The organism is Psychrobacter sp. van23A, assembly GCF_030845275.1.
Taxonomy (GTDB): Bacteria; Pseudomonadota; Gammaproteobacteria; order Pseudomonadales; family Moraxellaceae; genus Psychrobacter; species Psychrobacter faecalis.
Map to the genome: position 1 here is coordinate 1,527,230 of NZ_CP132595.1, position 26,499 is coordinate 1,553,728.

A 26,499-nucleotide genomic window follows, 5' to 3' on the forward strand; every position below is an offset into this window, starting at 1 on the left:
TGCAATATACGGTGCAAGCCCCATGCCATATTGATCAATTGGTTGTATTTCATAAGGCGGCTATAAGGAAGTTATAAGACAGCTATGACGCATACTCCTCAATAAGCGCATTGATTTGACCCACACACGAGCCGCAATTGGTACCAGCACGGCACGCTTCGCCCACTGCTTGTGCGCTATGACACTGCTGCTTGGCGATTGCATTGACAATAATGTTTTCTCCGACTGCCATGCAAGAGCACACCAACGGACCTGGATCGATATAGCCGGTAGCTGGACGGCCTGCCAGCAACCATTTATAACGCTGCTGTACTGGTATGGCATCGGTACTGGCAAAGCAGATGTCAAGCCAATGTGTACTAGGCAAATACATCACTTTTGGTGCGAAATAAATGGCTAATAGCAGCTGATCACTCGGCATAGCAGAGTCTAAAGGACTTGGTATATGGTCTAACGCCTCACTCCTCACCTCCGACTGAGTCGAGATAAAGCGTAGTTGCTTCTCTGGTTTACTCAAGGTGAAAGCGCTATTAACCGTCAGAGTATCGTCAGCATTGTCAATTAACAATCTTTCTGATACAGACTTTTGATAGTCATCGATAAACTGCTGCCAAAATTTAGGGTCAAGCAACTGCCTAGCTGTGCGCTCGGCTGGGCTGGCAAGAGTAATGAGCACACTATTGGCTTGCCTGCTGATACTCCATGTCAGCGCTGGTAGTGAGAGAGACGAACATGCACCATTTAACTCAAAATTTGTAGACGCTGTTTGCGACTCACCCGCTATTGCTTTCTTCTTAAAATGAGCAGTCATCGCACGCAAGTGCACTAATATGGTGTCCTGCAAATCAGGATGCACCATAATCTTGCCAAGTGTCTGCATAGGCACGGCGCTCATGCGAATCGCTGAGTTTTTTAGCTCAGGCTGTCCTGAATATTGATCTACAAATGTCGGGATGAGCGTCCCTACCCGTGCAAAGCTAGCAAAGGCATTACTCCAGTGTATGGGCATAAAGGCATCACCAACACGCATACTATCACTGATGGCGATTTGCGCTAAAACCGTTTGCTCGATATTCTCATTATCTGTATCGGCATTTTTACTAACATTATTCGTATCAATAGTTGTTGCCTCACTATTCGGCAGGATCTGCTCATAGCGAGAATGTAGCTGCACATAGTCGCCCTTTTCAACACCGAGTTGTTTGGCTTCATTAGGATGGACAGTCAGCGTCGGCACAGATTCATGTTGATTGAGCTGTGGCGACAGCCCTGTGCGTGTCATGGTATGCCACTGATCTCGTAGTCTACCCGTAATCAGGCGTAGATTCACGGTTGAGGGGTCGAAGTCAGTGTTATGCCGCTTATCTCTATTCTTAACATCGCTCTTATTCGAGTTTTGCCGACGTTGATGTTGATGGAAGTGATGAAAATTAGGCAGGCTAGCACTATCTGAAGGCGTAATAGCAATGAGGTTTACTTGAGTGGGTGTAATACGCGCGCCACCCCACTGAAAGGGGGGTATTACCTCATAGTCAGCGCGACTTAGAACTGGCATTGGTAAGTCTTTAGCCAAATTGAGATAGCGCGGTTGATTGTTTTTTGATGCTGATTGACTAGGGTTGTTCTTAAAAGCAGTGAGCGCCACGTACTCATTAAATATCTCACTAGGATGATCATAATCAAACCCTGATAGCCCCATACGCCTCGCCACTTGCGAGAGTATCCACCAATCAGGTTTGGCAAGACCGAGTGCAGGCTTTACAGCGCGTTGTCTTGATATTCGTCGCTCAGAATTGGTGACTGTGCCTGACTTTTCACCCCAACCTTGGGCAGGTAATACAATATCTGCGCACTTAACCGTATCACTGTCTACCGAGCAGTCAGAGACAATGACCAAGTCACAAGCCGCTAATGCATGGCGAAATTTATCCGCGTCAGGTAAGCTCACGACCGGATTGGTTGCCATAACCCAAATGGCTTTAATCCGCCCATCTAAGATAGCATCGGCAGCATCGCACGCTTTGACGCCTACTTCTGCAGTAATAGGCTGAGGTGCCTGCCAAAAGTCAGCCACCAGTTGACGATGAACACTATTACTCAAATCTAAATGTGCCGCCAGCAAATTAGCCAGCGCGCCTACTTCTCGACCGCCCATGGCATTTGGCTGACCAGTGAGTGAAAAAGGACTGGCACCCGGTTTGCCCACTCGTCCCGTAAGCAGATGGGTGTTGATAATGGCATTAACCTTATCAGTGCCACTCTTTGACTGGTTGACGCCCATACTAAACGCAGTTACTGTTTTGTCATGAGCTGCGACTAGCTGATAAAATTCAAGGATACTGTCGATACTGACTTGGCAAGCTTGAGCAACTTTTTCAATGCTCCAGACGTTGGCTGCCGCTAAAGCATCATCAACACCATGACCATGCTCGATATAACCTATATCAGCGCAGCTGTGTTCGCTAAGATAATGTAATAAACCATTGTATAAATGCGTATCGGTGCCCGCTGCTATCGGTAGATGCAAATCGGCAAACTCACAGGAATCGGTACGACGTGGGTCAATGGCAATCAGTTTTTTACTGGGATCAGCCTTTTTGGCGGCCAAAAAGCGTCCAAACAAAATAGGGTGACACCATGCCATGTTTGAGCCCACCAGCACCAATAAATCGCAGGCCTCTAAGTCCTCATAATTACCGAGGACTAAATCTGCGCCAAAGGCACGTTTGTGTCCTGCTACCGCCGATGACATACACAGTCGTGAGTTGGAGTCGATATTATTATTACCGATAAAGCCTTTTATAAACTTATTGGCAACGTAGTAATCCTCAGTGAGCAGCTGCCCTGAGACATAGAACATAATGCTGTCGCGACCGTGCTTGGTGATAGTTTCATTTAAGCGAGTAGCGATATCATCTAGAACACTATTCCAATCGGTCGGCACGGTAGAGGCTAGATTGTTCAGTGCTGCGGTAGCGCTATAAGCATGAGAGTGGTAAGTTATGGGTTGCTGTTGTGCCATCGATGCTAGTTTATTTTGATAATAAGGCTCAGTTAAGCGGCGCTCGCTGCCTAAGGTTTGTGCCAGCGCACTGCCCTTTGAGCATAGTTTACCAAAGTTAGCAGGATGTTCAGGATCTCCTTTTACGCTCACTACCCCTATCGCATCGACACTGGCTAAGACGCCACACCCTACCCCGCAGTAAGGACAAGTGGTGCGTATGGTGGATGTCATTTCTTCAGTATAAGTGGCAATAAGAGCCGTTTTTGAAGGATTGATCATGTCATCAGATTTGTTATTAGATCGACGTATACGACTTTCTAATTCTTGACTAGCATTCGGTTTATTACTCAAGATCACTTCACTCATGACGCCGCTCCTACTATGTCTGCTGCGCTTAATAAATCCAGATCGCTATCGTTATCCATGTCTCCGTTAGCCTCACTATCTGTCGTTACCTTCTCCAAATCACAGTAAGCCTCGCCAAATATTAAATCCGCTTTTATAGGCGCGATATCACTATTGCTGTTGATCAGCTGGCTATAGAAACTGCCCTCATTGACCTCACCGTAGAGTACAGCGCCGATCAGTTTATTGTTTCTAAGGTAAAGGCAATGATAGTGATTTATACTGGTTTGCTGATAAGTAATGGTTTCGATAGCTGCCGCTTCCTCCTCTTCAAAGTCGACTTGCCCTGCTGAAAAAGCACTGATGCCAGATACTTTTAGCTTTAAGGACAGCGGTGTACTGCGAAAAGGCTGCCAGTTCTCTTTAGAACCTAAGCTGTCGCCCGATAGTCGAGTGTCTTTTAGCACAGAGACTAAGGCATCCACTTGCTGATTAACAGGTGCCACCATACCGAATAGCTCACCATCCAACTCTACGCATTCGCCAACTGCATAGACATGAGGACAGCTCGTATGCATAAAGTTATCTACAAGGATGCCTCGGTTGACCTCAAGACCACAGTCTCTCGCCAGTGCTATATTAGGCATCACCCCTACTGCCATCACGATAAAATTTGCTGGCAAGATACGTCCATCTTTCAGTGATAACCCCGCCACTTCATGCTGGTCATTGACCATAATACAATCAGTAATAGCAGAGACCTCCACAGCTACGCCCCGACGAGCCAGTTCAGCTTGCAATAGCTGGGCAGCCGGTAAGTCAAGCTGCCTGTTAAGAACATAGCTATCTACATGAACGACCGTCATGTCTGCCCCTTGGGAAGCTAGCGCACAAGCGGCTTCTAATCCTAAGACACCGCCGCCAATCACCAAACCTTTTTTCCCTTGATTCGCGTATTCAATTAAAGCATTAACATCAGCTACCTCTCGGAACACATGTACGCCTGTCGCATCATGATTGGGAAAAGGTATGACTCGAGCGCTCGAACCCGTAGCGATAACCAGCTTGGCATAAACCAGCGTCTGTCCACTATCCAGCTCAATAGATTGTTGCTTGGTGTCCACAGCGGTAACAGCGGTCCCTGCTAAGACAATAATACCCAACTGTTCATAATCTGATTGCTGGTATAAATAAGTATCGTCAAAGGCACTATCTCCTGCCAGTACTGGTGATAGCATAATGCGGTTGTAGCCGACCTCCGGCTCTTTACTGATAAGGATAATCGGTAATGACCTTTGATTATTTGACGACTGACTTTGTTGGCGCGCACGTGCCAACTCAATGGCAAAACGGCTGCCTGCCATGCCAGCACCAATAATGACAATACCCGCATTTAAATGAGCATAAGACGTTGTCTGTATTGTTAATTTTGATCTATCTGATGACATGAGCAAAAAATCCCTTAGCCGCAACGCGCAGCATTAATTAATGGCGTGTCATATCATTTTTTGTGCTGAGACTGAACTTATAAAAAATAAGCCAACAGCGAAAAAATAATTATAAACTGGATAAAGCAAATGCTATGCCATACCAGTAATGGACTGCGTATGATGAGCGGCTCAGGGTCGCTAATATGGTTAGGATTGTGATTGTCAGGGTTAAAATCTTGTAAGAACTCGCCAATCGCTTGATAGCGAGCGCGGGGATTAGAATGCAGCGCACGCATTAATGCTTGCTGGCTGGCAGCGGGTACACGGTGCTGACGTAATAACTCAGTAGGTAGGGTCAATGTATGATTTTCCTGATGTGAATGCATTAACGCTTGTGAGCTAAATGGCAGCTCACCTGTTAGCAATTCATAGCCAATCACAGCTATGGAAAATAAATCAGAGTGCACACCTTTTGGTGCATCGGTGTAATATTCTGGTGCAACGTAGTGCAAATCCCCATTGGGAGGTCGCGTACTGTCTTTGAGTATAGATGAGCTGGCTGAACCGAAATCTATCAATTTGACCGCACCTGACGGTGTCAGTAGTATATTTTCAGGCTTGATATCTTGATGTAATAGATAGTTTCGATGCATCACCCGAACCGCCATACCAATCTTGGTGAGTAAGTCATAGGTCTGCCACACATCACAAGGCGCATGACGATCCATGAAATCTCTTAGACTCCCACCTTCAATATATTCGGTCAGATAATATAGATATGTACTGCTGGCTGGTATGGGGTAATAGCGCAGCAACCCTGATGAGCTAAGCGCTGAGCTCGCGTCTATATAGGGTTTTATGCCGCTGATGTCTGTGATGTCTGTGATGTCTGTAAAGTTTCGATCGATAGATAGGGTGTTAGGATCCGCTTGATTATAGGCAGGCTCGCCTGCCCGTCTGTGCTTAGATAAGCTTAGGCCGATTTTACGCTCCTTTAAAAATTCGCGCAGATAATGACCATCGGCAATAGCACTAAGACTTGGTGACTTTAATACAAATGGATGATGGTTTTCATCTTCTACTAGATATACTTCGCTACGAGCAGTGCGGGCTATAATATGCTTGACGATAAAACCATCAATCCGCGCCCCAACTTCCAACCCCGTTAACAACTGATAACGATGGATATCATGAAGGCTAGGGTTTTCATAATCACTATTGTCCTTAGTATGAGCACTTTCGCCTGACCTAGAATTCTGCTCATTAAACGTCTGCTTATGGCGTGCTTGTATATTCATACCCAGCATTATCATACTTAAGTTGTCATGACTGCCCTCATTAAACGCTTGCTGGCATATGCTTTGGCTGACACTAAGACTATTCATCGCCCAGTCAATAGAGCTATGCTCCGACGTATCTATCGTCTGATTCGGATGACATAGCGCCCTTACTGCTGTACATAACTCGAACTGAAGCTCGGGCGCTGCAATAGACTCATAAACACCATCGGTCATCAAGGCTAAACACTCATTTTGATGCAAGGTAAACACTGACTGCTGGAGATTGACCATCGTATCCGCGCCAATAGCGGCAGATAGCGCGCCTTTATCTTGCCCATGATGAATGCGATGGTCTTTAGTAAGTACTGCCATGCTATCAATACCAATACGGTAAATACGTGAGTCGCCTGTATGAAACAGATGAATACGGTCGCCGTTACATAGCAGGCCTGACAAGGTCGATAATAGTGGTGGCACGCGCTCATAGACTTGCGGGAAATAGAGGGCATCGTTGGCTTTATGGACCGTCTCCCGAATCAATATTGCAATTTGATGGTCGTCAAAGTCTATGGATGTTTCTTGACCATTGGCCTGTGTTTTATTGGCTGATTGCGCTTGGTTTTCTGCCAATACCATTTCTTGAAGTGCCTTATTTTTGAGTGCTAAGGTAAGATGGTGCGCGACAGTATTGACCACCAATTGACTGGCTTGTTTGGGAAACTGACAGGCACTGACGCCGTCTGCCATCAGCACCAATAAAGGTGCAGATGCGGCAAGCTTGTCATATGGTAAGCAGGTTGTGATTAGCAAGCTGTCTTGATTCTCGGATTTCCGCCCTTGCATGCTATGAAAATCAAGCTGCCACAGCGCCTCATTCATTTGCATATTTAGCTCACTTGTATTTGGGCAAAACTACCATCAGGCATCTCTTCGATGATGACACCTTCAGGTTCTTTTAAAAAGAACAGCGCAAAGAAGCCAATGACGGCGGTCGCTGCAATCACCATAAAGAACACCTGATAAGAGACCAGACTCAATACAGTTAAATAAACAACTGAACCAACATTCCCATAAGCACCAGTCATGCCAGCAAATTGTCCGGTCATGCTACGCTTGATCAGTGGAATGACAGCAAATACAGCGCCTTCACCCGCCTGCACAAAGAACGAGCAAAACATTGTGATGAATAGTGCCAAGGCAATCGGCCATGTTGAATCAACGATGCCCATTAATAGATAACCAACGGCTAAGCCTGCTGTCAAAATCAACAGCGTGATTTTGCGCCCAAACTTATCACTGAGCCAACCGCCGCCCGGTCGCGACATTAAATTCATAAATGCATAGCTTGAGGCCAAAACCCCTGCCATCACAATCGATAGGTTAAATGTCTCTTGATAAAAAAGTGGCAACATAGACACCACGGCAAGCTCTGAGCCAAAGGTCGCAAAGTATAAAACATTTAGGATGCCGACCTGCTTAAAATCATATTGATGCGCTTTTGGCACAGGAGTCGTAAACACCTCTTTATTAAAACGATAGCTACTGACGAACTCATAAATATATAAAACAACCAATCCGATGTAGACGATATTGACACTCGACTGACTGAGTAAGCTGACGCCAGCAGGTGATAGCTTCCATGCCAGAAGCGCTAACGCCAAATACATTGGCAGCTTAAACGTCATCATTAGCCAAAAGTCGCCTGTTGAGGTTACCATCATGGCACCAGATTTTTTGGGTTTAAAATACGTGGCACCCTTGGGAGTATCACGTACCATCTTATAAAAAATCACACTATAGAGCATCATCACCACCCCAGAGGTGGCCGTCGCATAACGCCATCCTTCATCGCCACCAAACATAGCCGCAGCAATAATAGCTACTGTTGGCAACAGCAAGGCCGCAGCAGCAGAACCAAAATTACCCCAACCGCCATAAATACCTTCAGCCGTACCCAACTCGCTTGCAGGGAACCAATCACTCATGAGACGAATGCCCACCACAAACCCTGCGCCCACAAAGCCCAAAAAGAAACGAGACAATGCCAGCGTGTTGTAATCTTGCGCAAAGGCAAAGGTAAAACAGGGAATCGCTCCAATAGCCAAAATGGCGGTATAGACGAGGCGCGGACCAAAACGATCGGTCAGCATGCCAATAATGACTCGAGCGGGAATAGTCAAAGCAACGTTTAATATCAACAAGGTTTTGACTTGGTCTTTGGTCAAGCTCAAGGTCTCACCGATGGCAGATAAGAATGGTGCGTGGTTAAACCATACAAAAAAGGTCAGAAAAAAAGCCATCCATCCAAGATGGAGTATCTTATTCTTACCAGTAAAGGAGAGGATATTAAGCTTGTTTTTATTTGGTGCAGTAGGGCTCGGTGATGGCGATGACGACATAAGCGGTTTCCTTAAATAGTGAAATTTAGGGCCAACAGGGAAAGTCGAAGAACATATTGTATTGAACGAGCTAACCTGTTAGAGCATTTAAGGGGGTGCAATGGCTGTGCCAGCTGCCGCTATGAGCCGTGTTGTGAAGATAAAATTTACCTTTGATAAAAGCGTCTATACGTTGCTATAGATGACATCCAAGTAGCTTGGATAAATTACTCATACTCTAATAGCTATATGAAAATACTAACTTTATCGAGATAAATTTAAAATCCTCACTGCTATAAAAACAAACAAATTGGTGCATAGTTTTATCTATTTTGGTGCATCTATTTTTTATATCCTCACATTCAATGAGCGAAGACTGTCTTATTTATCATGCCTATTCATATACTCGAAAATACCACGCTGCCTTAGAAAGACACTGTCATTGACACAGGCTTTCTTCTGTAGTAATCAGCCTTTCGCTTAGAAATATGGTGCTATATAACGGTGCTTGGCACAGTTATTGAAGGTGTAATTGCTGTAAGCACTATTTAGATAAACGCATGACTAAGGATAATCACATGAGTAGCACTATAGTGAGTAAGGCAGGTAAAACTAAGTTGGTAGTGATTGGCAACGGTATGGTTGGGCATCATTTTATTGAGCGCGCCATAGAAAAAGGCTTGCATGAGCAGTTTGAAATTCATGTGTTTGCTGAAGAAAACCGTCCTGCTTACGATCGGGTGTATTTATCGAGCTACTTTGAGCATAAAGATGTCAGCAAACTCAACTTGGTTGATTTGAGCACCTATGAATCAGCCCAGATTCAGCTGCATTTGAATCAATGTATTGTAGATATCGACACCACCAATCAATACATCACCACTAAAGCTGGCGAGCAAATTGAATATAGTGAGCTGGTACTGGCAACAGGCTCATATCCGTTTGTGCCACCGATTCCAGGACGAGAGCATCGACACTGTCATGTGTATCGCACCATTGCTGATTTGGACGACATTCTTGCCATTGCTGAGCAGCCCAAAGTAAAAAGAGGCGTGGTCGTGGGTGGAGGACTACTCGGGCTTGAAGCGGCAAAAGCACTGGTCACCTTAGGATTAGAGACTTATGTGGTAGAGTTTGCCCCGCAGTTGATGGGCGTACAGCTTGATGCGGCTGGCGGCGATATTTTGAAACGAAAAATTGAAGCGCTTGGCGTCAAAGTATTGACCGGTAAAAACACCCAAGCCATTATTGATAATACCGACGCCATACATAAAAACCTGAGCACCTTTAATGAGAACCCGTGCCAGCTGACCATGCAATTCACCGATGACACCTCGCTTGATACCGATATGATCGTCTTTAGTGCCGGTATTCGTCCACAAGACGGCATTATCAAAAACAACCCTAAGTGCGCTATTGAAATGGGTGCGCGCGGCGGTATTGTAATTAATGAGCAGTGCCGTACCACGTCCAAACATGTGTATGCTATTGGCGAATGCGCGGTATGGGATAATCAAGTATTTGGCTTAGTGGCACCTGGTTATAGCATGGCGAATATTTGTGCGGCGCAAATTGCCGGAGAACAAACGCAAACCTTTACAGGCGCTGATATGAGCACCAAGCTCAAACTGATGGGCGTGGATGTAGGCAGTATCGGTGACGCACATGGCAAAAGCGCAGACAGCTTGAGCTATTTATATCAAAATCCTGCGACAGGCATCTATAAAAAACTGGTCACAACGCCTGATAACAAGCGCTTGCTTGGCGCGGTATTGGTCGGTGATACCGAAGACTATAACAATCTATTACAGCTATACCTCAATGATGTCGACTTGCCTGCCCATCCTGAGAGCTTGATTTTACCGAACGTTGAAAAACCAGCAATGGGTATAGAGAACTTACCGGATAGCGCTACGATTTGCTCATGCTACAACGTCACCAAAGGCGATATTTGCACGGCGGTTGAGAACGGTGCGTACTCCATTGCCGAATTAAAGTCTTGTACCAGTGCAGGTACAGGCTGTGGTGGCTGTGCTCCTATGGTGAAAGACACTTTAAGCTACCAGTTAACGACCCTTGGTTTTGAGGTCAATAACGACTTATGTGAGCACTTTGCTTATACCCGTCAAGAGATCTATAGCTTGATTCGTGTTCATGGTATTAGAACTTTTGATGCGCTACTGGAGGAGCATGGTAAAGGTCATGGCTGCGAGATTTGCAAACCTACGGTCGCCTCCATCTTGGCCTCATGCTGGAATGATTATGTGCTCAAGCCTGAACTGACACCGTTGCAAGACAGCAATGACTACTATCTGGGAAATATACAAAAAGATGGCACCTATTCGGTCGTACCTCGTGTGCCGGGTGGTGAAATCACTGCTGATAAGCTGATCATCCTTGGACAAGTCGCCAAAGAATTTAATCTATATACCAAAATTACGGGTGGTCAGCGCGTGGATTTATTTGGTGCACGTCTAGACCAACTACCTGATATCTGGACACAGTTGGTGCAAGCCGGTTTTGAGACTGGTCACGCTTATGGTAAGTCGTTAAGGACGGTTAAATCCTGCGTGGGTAATAACTGGTGTCGCTACGGTGTCGATGACAGTGTCGGCTTAGCACTAAGATTAGAAGACCGCTATAAAGGCGTGCGTTCACCGCACAAGATAAAAATGGGCGTGTCTGGATGTACACGCGAGTGTGCAGAGGCACAAAGCAAGGACTTTGGTATTATCGCCACCGAAAATGGTTGGAATTTATTTGTCTGTGGTAATGGCGGTATGACCCCGCGTCATGGCGAATTGTTTGCCACTGATCTTGATAGCGATACGGTCATCAAATACATCGACCGTATTATCATGTTTTATATCAAAACAGCAGATAAGCTCCAGCGTACCTCAAAATGGCGCGAGAGCTTAGATGGCGGATTGGCGTATTTACAAGCCGTCATTGTTGAAGACAGTTTAGGTATCGCTGATGAGCTAGAGGCGCAGATGCAACTGCTGATCGACAACTATGTGTGTGAGTGGAAAGCCACCATCACCGATAGCGAAAAGCTCAAACGCTTCCGTCACTTCGTCAATAGTGAACAAGGAGATGACAATGTGGTCTTTGTCACCGAGCGCGAGCAGATCCGCCCTGCGACCGATATTGAAAAAGCTAAAATCCTAGCGACTGAGCTGTCTTAATCACCGCTTAATAACTTTCGATCATACACCAATAAGGATAATCCAATGAACCAGTATGTAGTTTGTAGATTAGAAGACATTCTCCCTGAAACTGGTGTTTGCGCACTAATAGAGGGCAAACAAGTAGCAATTTTTCGTACTAAAGACAATAAACTATTCGCGCTTGATAACTATGATCCCTTTAGTCAGGCCAATGTATTATCTAGAGGGTTAGTGGGTGGTACTACTGTTACCAACGATGGTGGCATTGATGAAGCGGTGTTGTATGTGGCTTCACCTATTTATAAGCAGCGCTTTAACATTGCTACCGGTCAGTGCTTGGATGATAACAGTGTAATGCTTGCTACTTATAATGTTGAGCTTGATATTAGTTTTGAAGGTAATGATGTGATTATAAAATATGAGCAGTTAGAAACGTCATCTACGACACTACTCGAAATAGAGGCTGTCTAAGCTGTTGGTTTACATTTACATCTGTTTTAGTCAATACTCAATAGTTGATAGACAGTGGTTGATATAATATTCAAGATTGCATAATAATCTGAGATAGGCTTTGAAATTAAAACCTTCTCAGATTATTACCTGCTTTAGTCTCATCCCGATACAAGATACTCTTAGCTTCTGCTTTAAAATCCTGTGGATTCATTTCTGTCTGAGTGGTAATGTCAGGTTTCTGGCTGGCCTGTTTCTCTGAGTCACGGAATAAGGTATTCTGCGCCTCTTATCTAAAATCATGCTCACTAAGTGCTGTTTTAACTTTTATAGCCTTCATATTATTGATTTGCTCATCACCATTTTGCCTTTCATTTTTTGTCTCATCTCGTGGTGAAATGAAAGTAGGAATAGAATTAGGGTCGGTTGCTAAGTTTGTATTCATTTGCTTGGCAGATGCCCTATTCTGAGCAACTGACGTGCTGTTAACTCCTAATGGTACCTGAGAATTTTTTGAGAGTAAGTAATTGAAGGCAAATACGGCAAGCAAGAAGACAGCGCAAAAGATAGCCATGACACTGAGAAACTTGGCATAATTAAGCGACCTACTCTTTTTAGGTTTCTTTGTAGATTTAGCCGTGTCAGCGTAAAATGGAGAGGTTGATTGGTGAGCTGTGACTGTTTCGTTAGAATGAATGATATCTAAGGATTGATGGTTCTCGCTCTGCTTATGTAGCTTATGTACCATAGTCGCATCCGCTGCAGAATTTTCTAACGCTTTTTGCTTATCTTGCTGCTGCATGTAGCGCTCATAGGGCCGACGCATACGCTTTCGACCCTCGATATTCAAGATAACATCATCACTGTTAAGGCTACTGCTAGGCAGCTTATTAGCGATATCAGGATTTCCGTCATTACTTGAGGGGTTCATAAGTCAGTACCGTATCCATATATATGATGAGCGGTATATATCCGCGTCTTTATATGATGATACGTAACCTATGACACGATGCAATGATTTTTGGAATGAGCGTAAGAATTAACAGATAAACGGTATCAAAACACAAGCTCGTTGCTCAAAATCATTATTATCACAGCTTAATCGTTGGTCTCACGATACAAGGTACTTTGTGACTCTTCTCTAAAGTCCTCGTATGTAATGGCTGGCTCAGATGCCGATTCATTTTCTGAATCATCGATAGCGGCGGCTGGTTTACGATTAACGTCTTTGTTGTCGGTATTTACCACCTGAGGCTGAGTATTTACAGGCTGTTGCTTGCTGGCATCATTCGAAGTATTTGTTGCATTTGCGGTATTATTATCGCTGTTATTACTACTGTTTGTCGTGCCAGCGTTATCAGACGCTGCCACCTTAGATTTAGGTTCAGGCGCTGTGGTTGACGTTGATAAGACCCCCGTAAAGATAAGGGCTAGTACCACCGCAGCAATGAATAATGAGCCCACTATCATGCCAATAATGAGCGGTTTTTTGCTACTTGCCAGCTTTTTATTTTTTGAGAGGGTAAATGCGGTTGGACTTTGTACTACCAAACCGTCGTTATCTATGTTCTCATTAGTACTTTTAGAATCATGATCTTGAATGTTTTCATCGTTTTTAGAATGGTTTTTAGAAATGTGCTTGGCATCATCTAAAGAGTCTGTACTGGAAAAGGAGGCTTTTTCTTTTACCATAGCATCATGAGGTAGGTCAGCTTCATTGCTTGCTGTACCACTTACCTCTAGACGCTCATCTTCATCAAAGAAATTCAAATGAACGTCTGTACTTTCCTCTTGCTGGCTGGCAAACAATTCTAGCTCCGCGGCACTCAAAGGCTCGTATGAGGACAGTTTATCAGCGTTCTTTAGCGGTGCGAGCCTGCCGTTGCCACTAATACCACTGGCTTGTTCGCCATCTTCATTATCATTGCCGTCCACATTTTCGACACGCGTGATAAAGCGCTCATAAATATCGTTTTTACGTGAGCGTCGGCGCGGCTTAGCATTAGCGATTTTAGCTAAATTTACCTCTAGATCAGTGCTTTTCTTGCTTTTTTTATCGCTCATGAAGAGATACCAGAACAGTGAATGCCACAAAAATTAGATGATTGCTAAAATTAAGGGATAAATGATTTTTTACGTTTTATCTATATGACTAATTTACATCAATTGTTTGCTAAATTGTAACACTATTGTTGCCACACAATATAGTGGGTCGCCTCCTATCCTTCAAGTATAATTTTAGCTACGTCGCTGCTATTTACATAAAATAGCTAACATAGCTGATTAAATGAGCATCATAAACAGGTGAGTATCATCATATGGATCTAAAACAGCTCAATGCCTTTATCGCTATTGCTGATCTTAAAAGCTTTAGCGCCGCTACTAGCAAGACGGGGTTGTCACAGCCGACGCTTAGCCGGTTGCTCAAGCAACTTGAAACAGACATGGGGGTAGATTTAATCGACCGCTATCATAGACCGCTGCACTTGACCGAAGCGGGTGCATTTTTTTACGATAAAATCAGCGCCATCCTGACAGAGATTGATACCGTCACCAGTATGACCCAGCGCCTATCTGCGCCAAGTTCGGCTTTAAATATTGGCTTTGTGCCGTCGGTGCTGTATGGGCTATTACCCGAAGTTATCGCTAAACTTAAGCAATCTAATCCGGATATCGAGGTCAATCTCAAGGACATCAGCTCCTATCAGCAAATTGACGCCCTAAAAAGCGGTGAGATTGACATAGGGTTTGGGCGCTTCGCCCATCAAGACCCGTGGATTCAGCAAATACTATTGCGTCATGAGCGTTATCTGGTGGCGCTGCCTAAAGCGCATCCGCTCGCCGATAGCGATGAGCAGCGTCTGATTGACTTGGCAAATAACCGCTTGATTTTATACCATCAAACCCATCTGCCTATTTCGACGACCGCCATACCTATTAAGCCTTCTAACGATCAGCCATCTATTGAGCCGGTGACTGAACCTTTGCTGCATCTGTTTGCCCAGTATGGTATCTCGCCATTTATGACCACCACTGTCAGTGATTTACAAGTGGCACTTGGCTTGGTTGCCGCGGGCGAAGGCATTACCTTGGTACCTGCCAGCCTAAAAACCGTCCGTACCGAGCAAATCGTTTATCGACGCCTGTTGCATGAAAATGCCACCTCTCCTATCTACCTGCATACCCTTAAAGACTTTATCCATCCAAAAATCCCCGACTTGCTTAGCGCGATTTATCAAGTCTATGAGCGCCGTGGTATCACTTATCGTAAGCAAAGTTTTACCTCGCAAGGGTAAAGTGCACGAAAGTACCGTGAAGCACTCTAAATCGTGCGAAATGGCAGCTATCGGCAGCATATTGTGGTATAAAGAACCGGCAAAAAAATTGGCGCTAACCCTTGATATTCATAAACTATTATGCTAACCATCAAGAATAGGTATGCAAACTATTAGTAATAATAATTAAAATAATCCTTATCTTGCTCAGCAGCAGTATGCTAAAGTCGATACAAGATGAATCGTTTTATATTTATAGTTTAACTGCTATATATATCGTATAAACCATTTCTCTCATGATCACTGGCAAACTGACACAGGTAAGTGATGTTTTGCCGTTTTAACCATTTCGAGGTATTCATGACCACACAACCACTCAACACTCCAAGCGCCACCGACGATGGCGCAACTGGGTACGCTGTTCCCCAGCAAGAAGGATTTAGCTGGCGGATTTTTGGCCCCGGTATATTAATGGCGACTGCTGCTATCGGTGGCTCGCATCTGATTTCATCGACGCAGGCGGGCGCGCTATATGGCTGGCAGCTGGCGATTATGATTATTTTAGCCAACGTCTTTAAGTATCCGTTTTTTCGCTTCGGCACCGATTATGTTTATGATACGGGCGAGAGTTTGATCGCAGGCTATGCCAAACGCTCAAAGGCCTATCTTTGGATTTACTTTATTCTCTCCATCCTATCAGCGGTGATTAGTACGGGTGCGGTGTCCCTAATAGCAGCGGTTATCTTAGGCTTTATGCTGCCCGCCTCTGTTCAGCTCTCAACCATGAGCTTGTCGATGATTATCGTAGCAGTATCATGGTTCTTCTTGATTGCTGGTCACTATAAGCTGCTCGATGGCGTGACCAAGTGGATTATGATTGCCCTGACCACAGCAACGGTCGCCGCGGTGGCCATTGCCGCTGGCAAGCCAACTGTTATGGTGACAGATTTTGTCGCCGCATCTCCTTGGAATCTTGCGACCTTGGGCTTTATCGTCGCGCTGATGGGCTGGATGCCAGCGCCACTTGAGTTTGCAGCGATTACCTCGATGTGGACGTCAGCCAAAAGAAAAACCGACAACACCACCCACCGCCAAGGTTTATTAGACTTTAACGTTGGTTACGCAGTGTCGGCTATTTTAGCGCTGTTTTTCTTAGCGTTAGGCGTGTTCGTACAGTATGGCTCGGGTCAAGAGATTGAACTGGTCGGCGGCGCTTATATCAATCAGCTGATTAACATGTATACCGCCACCATTGGTGAATGGTCACGCCTACTGGTCGCCTTCGTCGCCTTTATGTGCATGTTTGGCACCACAATTACCTGCGCTGATGGTTATGGGCGTGCCAATGCTGAATGCTGGCGTTTGATTAAAGGTCAAAGTGAGATTAATAAAAAACAAATCGCTTTTTGGACCACTTATGCGATTGGTGGCGGATTGGTGATTATCACTTTCTTTACCGGACAATTAGGGGCGATGCTCAAATTTGCCATGATATCGGCGTTTGTCTCGGCGCCTATTTTTGGTTGGCTTAATTATTCATTGGTTAAAAACCATAAAAAACTATCAATGGGTATGAACGCTTTATCCATTGCAGGGTTGATATTCTTGGCAGGTTTTGCGCTCTTGTTCCTTGCTAACCTTGCAGGATTTATTGGTTAAGCAATATTTACCATTAAGATTCTATGATAGAAGTAAAAAAAGCCCTTTTAGCCCTGCTATGAGGGCTTTTTATTGTTAAGTGATTATTTTTTTAAGAGTTGACTGACAAAAAACTCAGCTATTTGTAACTAAATGTAAATTAATTAATATGGTAAAGATGACGACTTTAGTAATATGAATAACTATTATGATAAAGGTTTAAAAAATGGATATTACTATTCTACAATTGAATATATTTAATATAAGTAATCACTGTTTAAAGTAAATTTAATATAAGCTTGAGAAACACCGCTTTGCAGACATGGATAATTGGGTATAATCAAGCACAACAATTTTATCCTTCATCACACGATAAGATTACCCTCCACGTAAGGACGACGATATGACCTCTTCAGCTGGCGCTCGCTTTCGCAGTGCAATAAAACAAAAAAACGATAACAACCAACCATTACAAATTGTCGGCGCAATCAATGCTTATACAGCGATGATGGCAACCCAAGTCGGTCATCAAGCGCTATATCTCTCAGGTGCGGGCGTGGCCAATGCCTCATTTGGTCTGCCTGATCTAGGGATGACCAGCCTTGATAATGTCTTAGAAGACGCACGCCGTATTACTGATGCAGTTGAGACGCCGCTATTGGTTGATATCGATACTGGCTTCGGCGGCGCCTTCAATATCGCTCAAACCATTAAAAAAATGGAAAAAGCTGGCGTTGCAGCGGTGCATATCGAAGACCAAGTGGCGCAAAAACGCTGTGGACATCGCCCAAATAAAGAAATCGTTAGTATCTCTGAGATGGTTGATCGTTTAAAAGCGGCACTTGATGCCAAAACAGACAAAGACTTTGTGGTCATGGCTCGTACAGACGCCCTATCTGTTGAAGGGCTTGATGCAGCGGTTGAGCGCGCCGTTGCTTTCCAAGAGGCTGGTGCTGACATGATTTTTGCCGAAGCATTGACGGATATCGAGATGTACCGTAAGTTTACCGATGTACTCGATATTCCAGTCCTTGCCAATATGACTGAGTTTGGTCAAACCGACCTTTATACTACCGAACAGTTATATGCGGTTGGGGTTGATATGGTACTTTATCCATTGTCAGCGTTTCGTGCGATGAATAAAGCGGCATTAAACGTTTATCAGCATCTGCTTGATGATGGCACGCAAGAAAAAGTCGTCGATACCATGCAAACCCGTATGGAGCTTTATGACTTCTTAAACTATCATGAGTTTGAGCAAACGCTCGATAAGTTATTTGCCGATAGTAAATAAGTATTAAGTCAACCATAAGCAAAATCATCTACCTTTAGTTTTGCTTATTCACTTTTAGTCATCTTTATTTTTTAACTCAAAAAGAGCTACCAACAAAAGGAATTTAACATGGCAGCACAGAACCAATCAACAAAAGTATTGTCAGGCGCCGGTCTACGTGGTCAGGTCGCTGGCAAGACAGCACTATCGACGGTCGGTAAATCAGGCTCAGGTCTGACTTATCGTGGTTATGATGTGTCAGAGTTGGCCGATAAATGCGTCTTTGAAGAAGTGGCTTATTTGCTACTTTATGGCAACTTGCCAACCCAAAGCGAGCTTGATGCTTATCAGACTAAATTGAAAGGTTTACGCGGCTTACCTCAAGCATTAAAAGATGTGCTTGAGCGTATTCCTGCGGACGCCCATCCGATGGATGTATTACGTACCGGTTGCTCAATGCTTGGTAACCTTGAGATGGAAACTGACTTCTCACAACAGAACGATAAAACCGACCGCATGCTGGCGGTATTCCCATCAATCATCAATTACTGGTACCGCTTTACCCACGACAATGTGCGTATCGAAACCGAAACCGATGATGATACGATTGGCGGTCACTTCTTACATCTGCTTAAAGGTGAAAAACCAAACGAGCTGCATACCAAAGTTATGAACGTATCGCTCATTCTTTATGCTGAGCATGAGTTTAACGCCTCAACCTTTACCGCACGCGTGTGTGCGTCTACCCTATCTGATATCCACTCTTGTATCACTGGCGCGATTGGCTCATTACGTGGTCACTTGCATGGCGGCGCCAATGAAGCGGCGATGGATATGATTGAAGGCTTTACATCAGCCGACGAAGCTGAAGAAGAGATGATGGCAATGCTGGCCCGTAAAGACAAAATCATGGGCTTTGGTCATGCCATCTATAGCGAATCAGACCCACGTAACGTCGTTATTAAAGGTTGGGCGGAAAAACTGGCCGCCGATGTTGGTGATGAGGTGCTATACCCAGTATCAGTACGCTGTGAAGAAGTGATGTGGCGCGAGAAAAAACTCTTCTGTAACGCCGATTTCTTCCATGCGTCTGCTTATCACTTTATGGGAATTCCAACCAAACTGTTCACGCCAATCTTTGTTTGCTCGCGCCTAACCGGCTGGGCGGCCCACGTTTTTGAACAGCGTGCCAATAACCGTATCATTCGCCCAAGTGCGGAATATACTGGTGAAGAGCTGCGCCCAGTACCAGAGATGAGTGCGCGTTAACTCGTCTTGAAATAACAATTTTTCTTAAAACAATATGTTTGTAGGGTGTGCTTCATCTTCATCTTCATCTTCATCTTCATCTTCATCTTCATCTTCATTTTTAGTAAAACAGCTGAAGACACGCCCTACAACTCCCTACCTTCAATGTTTAAAAAATTAACGCTTAAAAGTTTTTTTAGCAAAGCTACTTTTTATTATTAAAAATGATTTTGCCAAACGAACTATTCTTTTCAATCCACATTGCAACCAGCCAACAGCCAAAGGTGACTTATGGACAACGCCCTCGTACAACCGATGAATGAACAATTTAAAAAACCATTACCCAATACTGATTTGTATTACTTTGACGCCCGTGAAGCGATTGAAAATATCGAAGCTGGCGCCTATGACAAACTACCGTTCTGCTCAAAAGTATTGTGTGAAAACTTGGTACGCCGCTGCCCGCCAGAAGACTTAACCGCAGCCCTTAAGCAGCATATTGAAGGCAAGCAAGACCTCGATTTTCCGTGGTACCCTGCCCGTGTCGTTTGCCATGATATTTTAGGTCAGACCGCGTTTGTTGACTTGGCAGGTCTACGTGATGCCATCGCCGAGCAAGGCGGTGATCCATCAAAAGTAAACCCTATCGTACCGACTCAGCTTATTGTCGACCATTCACTAGCCGTTGAGCATGCAGGCTTTGAAGAAAACGCTTTTGAGAAAAACCGCGCCATCGAAGAGCGCCGTAACGATGACCGTTTTCACTTTATCAACTGGTGTCAGTATGCCTTTGATAACGTCAACGTCGTACCGCCTGGTAACGGCATCATGCATCAAATCAACCTAGAAAAAATGTCGCCAGTGGTGCAAGTGGTACAAAACAAAGCCGGTGAACAAGTGGCGTTTGCCGATACCTTGGTCGGTACCGATAGCCACACGCCGATGGTTGATGCTTTAGGTGTGATTTCAATCGGTGTTGGCGGGCTTGAAGCCGAAAGCGTCATGCTAGGTAATCCATCTTATATGCGCCTGCCAGATTATGTTGGTGTTAAGTTAACGGGCAAATTGCAAAAAGGCATTACTGGTACGGACTTAGTATTGGCAATGACCGAGTTCTTGCGTGATGCAGGCGTAGTCTCTACTTATATCGAATTCTTCGGTGAAGGGGCACGCCAATTAAGCGTTGGTGATCGTGCGTCTATCTCAAACATGACCCCAGAATATGGCGCCACCGCCGCGATGTTCTATATCGATGAGCAAACCATCGATTATTTGCGTCTAACGGGCCGTAGTGAAGAACAAATCAAACTGGTTGAGCAGTATGCTAAGCAAACCGGTCTGTGGGCTGACGGTATGGAAAATGCCATTTATCCACGCGTTCTTGAGTTTGATTTATCAAAAGTCGTTCGTAACATGGCAGGTCCTTCGCGTCCGCATGCGCGCGTTTCAACCACTGACTTAGTGGCTAAGGGCATTGCTCATGGAGAAAATGAGAAATTACCTGAACCGAAAGATGGCTTAATGCCAGATGGCGCCGTGATTATCGCCGCGATTACCAGCTGTACCAATACGTCTAACCCGCGCAATATGGTTGCTGCTGGTCTTGTCGCCCGTAATGCCAATAAAAAAGGTTTACTGCGTAAGCCTTGGGTGAAATCGTCATTGGCACCTGGCTCAAAAACGGTCAAAATGTACCTAGAAGAAGCCGGCCTGATGCCAGAGCTACAAGAGATTGGCTTTGACGTGGTTGGCTTTGCTTGTACTACTTGTAACGGTATGAGTGGCGCGCTTGATCCTGATATCCAGCAAGAAATCATCGACCGTGACTTATTTACCACCGCTGTACTATCGGGCAACCGTAATTTTGATGGTCGTATCCATCCGTATGCTAAGCAAGCGTTTTTAGCGTCACCGCCATTAGTGATTGCCTACGCTATCGCCGGTAACATTCGCTTTGATATCGAAAAAGATTCGTTAGGTAAAGATCAAGCTGGCAATGACGTGTATTTAAAAGACATCTGGTTTGATGACGATGAAGTCGATGCTATCGTCGCCAAAGCGGTGAAGCCTGAGCAATTTAACGCCGTGTATATCCCGATGTTCGATGAAGCCAAAAAAGATACCGGCAAAGCGCTAAGCCCACTGTATGACTGGCGCGAGATGACCACTTATATCCGTCGTCCGCCGTATTGGGAAGGCAAAATGGCGGCGATGAATAAGCTAAAAGGTATGCGTCCACTGGCGGTGCTTGGTGACAATATCACTACCGACCATTTATCACCGTCTAACGCGATTTTGGGCGATTCGGCTGCTGGCGAGTACCTTGATACCATGGGTCTGCCTGCGGAAGACTATAACTCTTATGCGACTCATCGCGGCGACCATTTAACCGCCCAGCGTGCGACCTTTGCCAACCCTAAATTGCTCAATGAGATGGTACGTGACGAGAACGGTGAAGTCATCCAAGGCTCATTGGCTCGCGTTGAGCCAGAAGGTCAGGTCATGCGCATGTGGGAAGCGATTGAAACCTATATGAACCGCGAGCAACCGCTGATCATCATCGCCGGCGACGGCTATGGTCAAGGCTCAAGCCGTGACTGGGCTGCCAAAGGTGTACGTCTGGCTGGCGTTGAAGTCGTGGTTGCAGAAGATTTTGAACGTATCCATCGTCAAAACTTGGTCGGTATGGGCGCGCTCCCCTTGCAGTTTAAAGAAGGGGTCAATCGCAATACCTTAAATATCGATGGTACTGAAATATTCGATATCGAAGGCGAAGTATCTGCTCGTGGTGAGATGACGTTAGTGATTCATCGTAAAGACGGCACCGTCGATAAAGCACCTGTTATCTGCCGTTTAGATACCGCTGATGAAGTCAAAATGTATAACGCTGGCGGTATGCTACAACGCTTTGCCAAAGAGTTTATCGATGGCACGCTAGATATTGCGTAATCCGCATGGATTTTGAGTAATCAAAGAGCCGATGTTGTATAAATTATACGGCATCGGCTTTTTAATCTTTAGATATGAAAAATAATGAGCCTAGTGCTTTATAACGAGCATTAAAGTATTAATTTAACGTCCCGATAAGAGTTCTCATGTGGGCCAAACATTAACAAGGTAAGGACAAGTTGACCATCATCGATTTGATAAGCCAATAACGTTAACTGCTTTAGCATTTTAAACTTATAAATTCGTACTGATGATAAGTCACCTACCTTTTGCACACCTATATCAGGATGGTCAATGATGGCACGTAAAGCATCATCTAAATCAGCTTTCTGATTATTGTGCAATTTTTTAACGGCTTTTTTAAAACTATGCGATTGAATAACACTTAAAGACTGAGTCATTGTTTATCCAAAGTAAACTATCCAAATTCGTAGGGTTCAACCATACCAGCATCAACTTCTGCTTGCGCAATCAAAAGCTGACGAACAAATTCGTAAGACAGATCAGGGTTGTCTTCCATAATTTGTCCAATGGTAGCCCAATGCTCTATTTGCTTTGGCGGGGTACGATGTTGTGCTTTAGATATCGCATAGGCTTTATCAACCAGCGCCTTGTTAAGACGTATGCTTGCAGTGGACATAACTTTCTCCATATTCAAAATATTAATCCTTGTGGTATTTTACCACAAAAATAGTGTATTAACGACTCTCATCCTCATAAACAGATATAAGGAATAAGAAATGACCCAATCAACTTTAGAAAACACACCAAAATTTGCCCCACAAATCTCCGTCCCTGCCACTTATATGCGCGGCGGCACCTCAAAAGGTACTTTCTTTAAACTATCTGATTTACCAGAGCGCTGCCAAGTTGCTGGCAAGGCGCGCGATAATTTCCTTTTGCGGGTCATTGGTAGTCCTGATCCTTATGGCAAGCAAATTGACGGCTTGGGTAATGGTAGCTCTAGCACTTCAAAGACGGTGATTTTATCTAAAGCCAAGCAAGCAGATCACGATGTCAATTACTTGTTTGGGCAAGTCAATATCGCCAAACCTATGATAGATTGGGCGGGAAATTGCGGTAATTTAACCGCAGCAGTTGGTGCTTGTGCTATCAATATGGGCTTAGTTGATGCTGATAAAGTTACTAATAGTATTGATGACAGTAGTGAGAGTGGCATTTGCGAAGTACGCATTTGGCAAGAAAATATCAGTAAAACCATTATCGCTCATGTGCCTGTTTACTTAGATGCGCAAGGCAAGGTACAAGTGCAAGAAACCGGCGATTTTGAATTAGACGGTGTGACCTTCCCTGCTGCCGAAGTAAAGATTGAATTTATCGACCCGGTAGATTCATCAAGCGATATGTTCCCCACGGGCAATCTAATCGATGATTTTGATGTGTCTGGCTGTGGTTTAAGTACCGATAGCGTCAAAGCTACCTTTATCAGCGCCGGTATTCCAACTATCTTTATGAAAAGCGAGGATTTGGGCTTTACCGGTACGGAGCTGCAAGGCGACATCAATAGTAATAGCGAAACCTTAGCTAAGTTAGAGGCAATCCGTGCCAAAGGTGGCGTTGCAATGGGCTTATTTAAAGACGTCAGTGAAGCACAAGCCAGTCAGCATATTCCAAAGATTGCTTGGGTTGCCCCTGCACAAAGTTATAGTGCCTCAAGTGGCAAAGCCGTTGAGGCAGCAGATATCGACTTAGTCGTACGCGCGATGAGTATGGGACAATTACATCATGCGATGATGGGTACGGCAGCGGTGGCGATTGCCGCAGCAGCAACGACGCAAGGTACATTGGTCAATGAAGCAGCTGGTGGTAGCGAATTAGGTGAAGTGCGCTTTGGGCATCCATCAGGAACGCTACTCGTCGGCGGTAAAACCGAACGCGTGAACGGACGCTGGCAAGCCAAAAAAGTCTCCATGAGCCGCTCTGCTCGCCGTATTATGGTTGGTGAAGTTTTTGTACCAGCGGATGCTTTTTAATAACGACAATTTTTAGGAAACGAACTTAAAAGAAAATTAAAGGTAACAAGGTTTAAGATACTGCTTAAAGTCTTTATACTGGTGGTCGCTTATTATTATGAATAATAAGCAGTTAATACATGCCAATATCAAATTAAATAGCGCCTTAACCCTATGAGTACTCCGCCACGCCGTGTTCCTTTAGACATCAAGCCGCCCACCAAAAAAAAGGAACGGGGGGCTTTGCTGTGGTCGATTTTAAAAAGGCTCGGAGAGTTTGCAAGACCCTATCGCGGGCTCTTTATTTTAACCTTAATATTGACAGTGCTTGGGTCGTTTACCGCGCAGGTGAATGCCTTTGTCTTGCAATATACCATCGATACTTTGACCAATATTGTTGGTTTACCTGACCCATGGGTAGAAGGTATAAAATTACTGACGCTCATTAGCGTGATTTTATTGGTCAAAGAAGTCCTTAACGTCATCATTACCTTTGGTCAGCGCTATTTTGGTGAGCGTATCCGTATTAACCTATCGCGTGATTTGTCACAAAAGGTGGTTGACCGTATTTTGTCTTACAAAATGGCGTTTTATACCAGCGACGAGAACGCCAGCGGTAAGTTGCAAACCCGCATTGATTTGGGGGTCAGCAGTCTCACGCAATTGGTACAAAACTTCTTTATTGACATGCTGCCGCTGTTTGCCAGTGCTATCGTGTCATTAATCATTATGTTTAACGCCAATTTTTGGGTCGGTATGGTCGGTTTGATTATTGTGCCGATTTACTTTTTTGTCAGTCAGCGCCAAGCCAACCGTCTGCAAGGGTTTCGCAAACAAATGCGCCAATATCGCGAGACCAAAAGCGGCTTGGTGATTTCGATTATTGACTCTATCACGGTGATTAAATCCTTTGTGCGCGAGCCGATTGAGTCCGGTAAGCATTGGGACATCCAAAAGGATATGACCGCCAATCAGCTACGTATTCGCAGTATTGCGTTTATGTATAACGCTGGCAAAACCTTTATCGAGCAAATCGGCGTGGTGGCAATTATTGTCCTAACCTCATATTTTGTGCTCAACGGACAGATGACCATTGGCGCCATTATGTTCCATATCCTACTGTTTCAAAACGTCGCGGCTCCCATTCGCGAATTGCACCGCATTTACGACCAAATTAATAATGCCCTCACCTATGCCGAAGGCTTCTTTGATATCTTGGACGACGACCAAGCAATTGAAAACGAAGGTAAAGTCAAATGTACCGATTTAAAAGGTCATATCGAGCTAAAAGATGTCAATTTCTCCTACCCCAATGGCAAGCAGGCGCTGCATGATGTGAGTTTTAATATTCATCCCAATCGTATCACCGCTTTGGTCGGATTAAGTGGCGCAGGTAAAAGCACGATTATTAATTTATTGGTCAAATTCTATGACCCAAGCAGCGGTACTATTTGCCTCGATGGGCGTAATTTAGAGGACTACAGCACCCATGACTTGCGTGAGCAAATCGGCTTAGTGCTACAAAAGAACCATATTTTCTCAGGGACGATCGCCGACAACATTCGTTACGGGGCGATGAATGCCACTGACGAGGAGATTATCGACGCCGCCAAACAGGCCTCTATTCATGAGCAAGTCGTTGGTATGCCTGAAGGTTATGACAGTGAAGCCAAACTGCTCTCTGGCGGTCAGCAGCAGCGTATCGCGCTGGCACGGATGTTTTTAAAAAACCCACCGATTGTATTTTTGGATGAACCAACGGCCAGTCTTGATGCCATTGCCACCCAGCAAATTAAGCACAGTCTAGATTTAATTAAAAAAGACCGTACGGTGATCATTGTCTCACACAATATCTCGCAAATTATTGATGCTGATGATTTGGTGGTGATTGAAAATGGCCGTGTGATGGAGACTGGCACGCATGAAGAGCTTTATGCCAATCACGGTAAATACTATGAGATATTCAATGCCATGTCCGATAGTTTGAATTTAGATAAAATCAGTCAAACCTTAAATAGTTAATATAGGGCGAAATCGTTATAATGCTCAGTCTTTAAGACATTAAAAAACCCTTTAAATCGTTAGA

General features: G+C 44.6%; 17 protein-coding genes. 9 read left to right on the top strand and 8 right to left on the bottom strand.

Annotated elements, in window-relative coordinates; translation table 11 throughout:
* Positions 1 to 82: 82 nt before the first annotated feature.
* From RAH45_RS06520 to RAH45_RS06535, 4 genes are all read right to left on the bottom strand, one after another.
* Positions 83 to 3,370 carry a molybdopterin-dependent oxidoreductase gene (locus RAH45_RS06520; RefSeq protein ID WP_281491506.1) on the bottom strand — a complete coding sequence of 1,096 codons (3,288 nt, stop codon included), beginning with the start codon at positions 3,368 to 3,370 and terminating at the stop codon, positions 83 to 85.
* Positions 3,367 to 4,797: an NAD(P)/FAD-dependent oxidoreductase gene (locus tag RAH45_RS06525; protein WP_281491505.1), complete on the bottom strand. Its 1,431-nt coding sequence runs from the start codon at positions 4,795 to 4,797 to the stop codon at positions 3,367 to 3,369. Before RAH45_RS06525 ends, RAH45_RS06520 begins: the two co-directional genes overlap by 4 nt.
* A gap of 77 nt (positions 4,798 to 4,874) precedes the next feature.
* Positions 4,875 to 6,944, bottom strand: a complete 2,070-nt coding sequence (locus RAH45_RS06530) for a bifunctional protein-serine/threonine kinase/phosphatase (protein WP_306495873.1) — start codon at positions 6,942 to 6,944, stop codon at positions 4,875 to 4,877.
* Between the two features lie 2 nt (positions 6,945 to 6,946).
* Positions 6,947 to 8,458: a NarK family nitrate/nitrite MFS transporter gene (locus RAH45_RS06535; protein ID WP_201590753.1), complete on the bottom strand. Its 1,512-nt coding sequence runs from the start codon at positions 8,456 to 8,458 to the stop codon at positions 6,947 to 6,949.
* A 557-nt stretch (positions 8,459 to 9,015) separates the two neighbouring features.
* Between RAH45_RS06535 and nirB the strand changes: the two genes are divergently transcribed.
* A complete protein-coding gene (gene nirB, locus RAH45_RS06540; protein ID WP_281491503.1) occupies positions 9,016 to 11,625 on the top strand; it encodes a nitrite reductase large subunit NirB in 2,610 nt (869 codons plus the stop codon).
* A gap of 45 nt (positions 11,626 to 11,670) precedes the next feature.
* Positions 11,671 to 12,078 carry a nitrite reductase small subunit NirD gene (gene nirD / locus RAH45_RS06545; protein ID WP_281491502.1) on the top strand — a complete coding sequence of 136 codons (408 nt, stop codon included), beginning with the start codon at positions 11,671 to 11,673 and terminating at the stop codon, positions 12,076 to 12,078.
* A 268-nt stretch (positions 12,079 to 12,346) separates the two neighbouring features.
* Here nirD and RAH45_RS06550 read toward each other — a convergent pair whose 3' ends face one another.
* Together RAH45_RS06550 and RAH45_RS06555 are read right to left on the bottom strand one after the other, a co-directional pair.
* Positions 12,347 to 12,988, bottom strand: a complete 642-nt coding sequence (locus RAH45_RS06550; protein WP_201590746.1) for a hypothetical protein — start codon at positions 12,986 to 12,988, stop codon at positions 12,347 to 12,349.
* Positions 12,989 to 13,155: 167 nt separating this feature from the next.
* Positions 13,156 to 14,121, bottom strand: coding sequence for a hypothetical protein (locus RAH45_RS06555; protein WP_306495874.1), 966 nt, complete (start codon positions 14,119 to 14,121; stop codon positions 13,156 to 13,158).
* A gap of 254 nt (positions 14,122 to 14,375) precedes the next feature.
* Between RAH45_RS06555 and RAH45_RS06560 the strand changes: the two genes are divergently transcribed.
* The 5 genes from RAH45_RS06560 (at position 14,376) to acnD (ending at position 22,440) form a co-directional block, all read left to right on the top strand.
* The gene (locus RAH45_RS06560) at positions 14,376 to 15,353 is read left to right on the top strand and encodes a LysR family transcriptional regulator (protein ID WP_306495876.1); all 978 of its coding nucleotides are present in this window, start codon (positions 14,376 to 14,378) and stop codon (positions 15,351 to 15,353) included.
* A 339-nt stretch (positions 15,354 to 15,692) separates the two neighbouring features.
* Positions 15,693 to 16,991, top strand: a complete 1,299-nt coding sequence (locus RAH45_RS06565; protein WP_373429176.1) for an NRAMP family divalent metal transporter — start codon at positions 15,693 to 15,695, stop codon at positions 16,989 to 16,991.
* Between the two features lie 382 nt (positions 16,992 to 17,373).
* A complete protein-coding gene (prpB, locus tag RAH45_RS06570) occupies positions 17,374 to 18,264 on the top strand; it encodes a methylisocitrate lyase (RefSeq protein ID WP_306495878.1) in 891 nt (296 codons plus the stop codon).
* Positions 18,265 to 18,372: 108 nt separating this feature from the next.
* On the top strand, positions 18,373 to 19,512 hold the full coding sequence (gene prpC / locus RAH45_RS06575) for a bifunctional 2-methylcitrate synthase/citrate synthase (protein ID WP_198328868.1): 1,140 nt from the start codon (positions 18,373 to 18,375) through the stop codon (positions 19,510 to 19,512).
* A gap of 270 nt (positions 19,513 to 19,782) precedes the next feature.
* Positions 19,783 to 22,440: a Fe/S-dependent 2-methylisocitrate dehydratase AcnD gene (gene acnD, locus RAH45_RS06580; RefSeq protein WP_373429177.1), complete on the top strand. Its 2,658-nt coding sequence runs from the start codon at positions 19,783 to 19,785 to the stop codon at positions 22,438 to 22,440.
* A gap of 110 nt (positions 22,441 to 22,550) precedes the next feature.
* Here acnD and RAH45_RS06585 read toward each other — a convergent pair whose 3' ends face one another.
* Together RAH45_RS06585 and RAH45_RS06590 are read right to left on the bottom strand one after the other, a co-directional pair.
* The gene (locus tag RAH45_RS06585) at positions 22,551 to 22,841 is read right to left on the bottom strand and encodes a type II toxin-antitoxin system RelE/ParE family toxin (protein ID WP_198328869.1); all 291 of its coding nucleotides are present in this window, start codon (positions 22,839 to 22,841) and stop codon (positions 22,551 to 22,553) included.
* 17 nt (positions 22,842 to 22,858) lie between these two features.
* Complete coding sequence (locus RAH45_RS06590; RefSeq protein WP_068404729.1) at positions 22,859 to 23,080, bottom strand: TA system antitoxin ParD family protein; 222 nt, start codon at positions 23,078 to 23,080, stop codon at positions 22,859 to 22,861.
* 100 nt (positions 23,081 to 23,180) lie between these two features.
* On the opposite strand from RAH45_RS06590, the gene prpF reads away from it, so the two are divergent.
* Positions 23,181 to 24,434: a 2-methylaconitate cis-trans isomerase PrpF gene (gene prpF, locus RAH45_RS06595; protein ID WP_306495880.1), complete on the top strand. Its 1,254-nt coding sequence runs from the start codon at positions 23,181 to 23,183 to the stop codon at positions 24,432 to 24,434.
* Positions 24,435 to 24,587: 153 nt separating this feature from the next.
* The gene (locus tag RAH45_RS06600; RefSeq protein WP_306495881.1) at positions 24,588 to 26,435 is read left to right on the top strand and encodes an ABC transporter ATP-binding protein; all 1,848 of its coding nucleotides are present in this window, start codon (positions 24,588 to 24,590) and stop codon (positions 26,433 to 26,435) included.
* Positions 26,436 to 26,499: the final 64 nt, after the last annotated feature.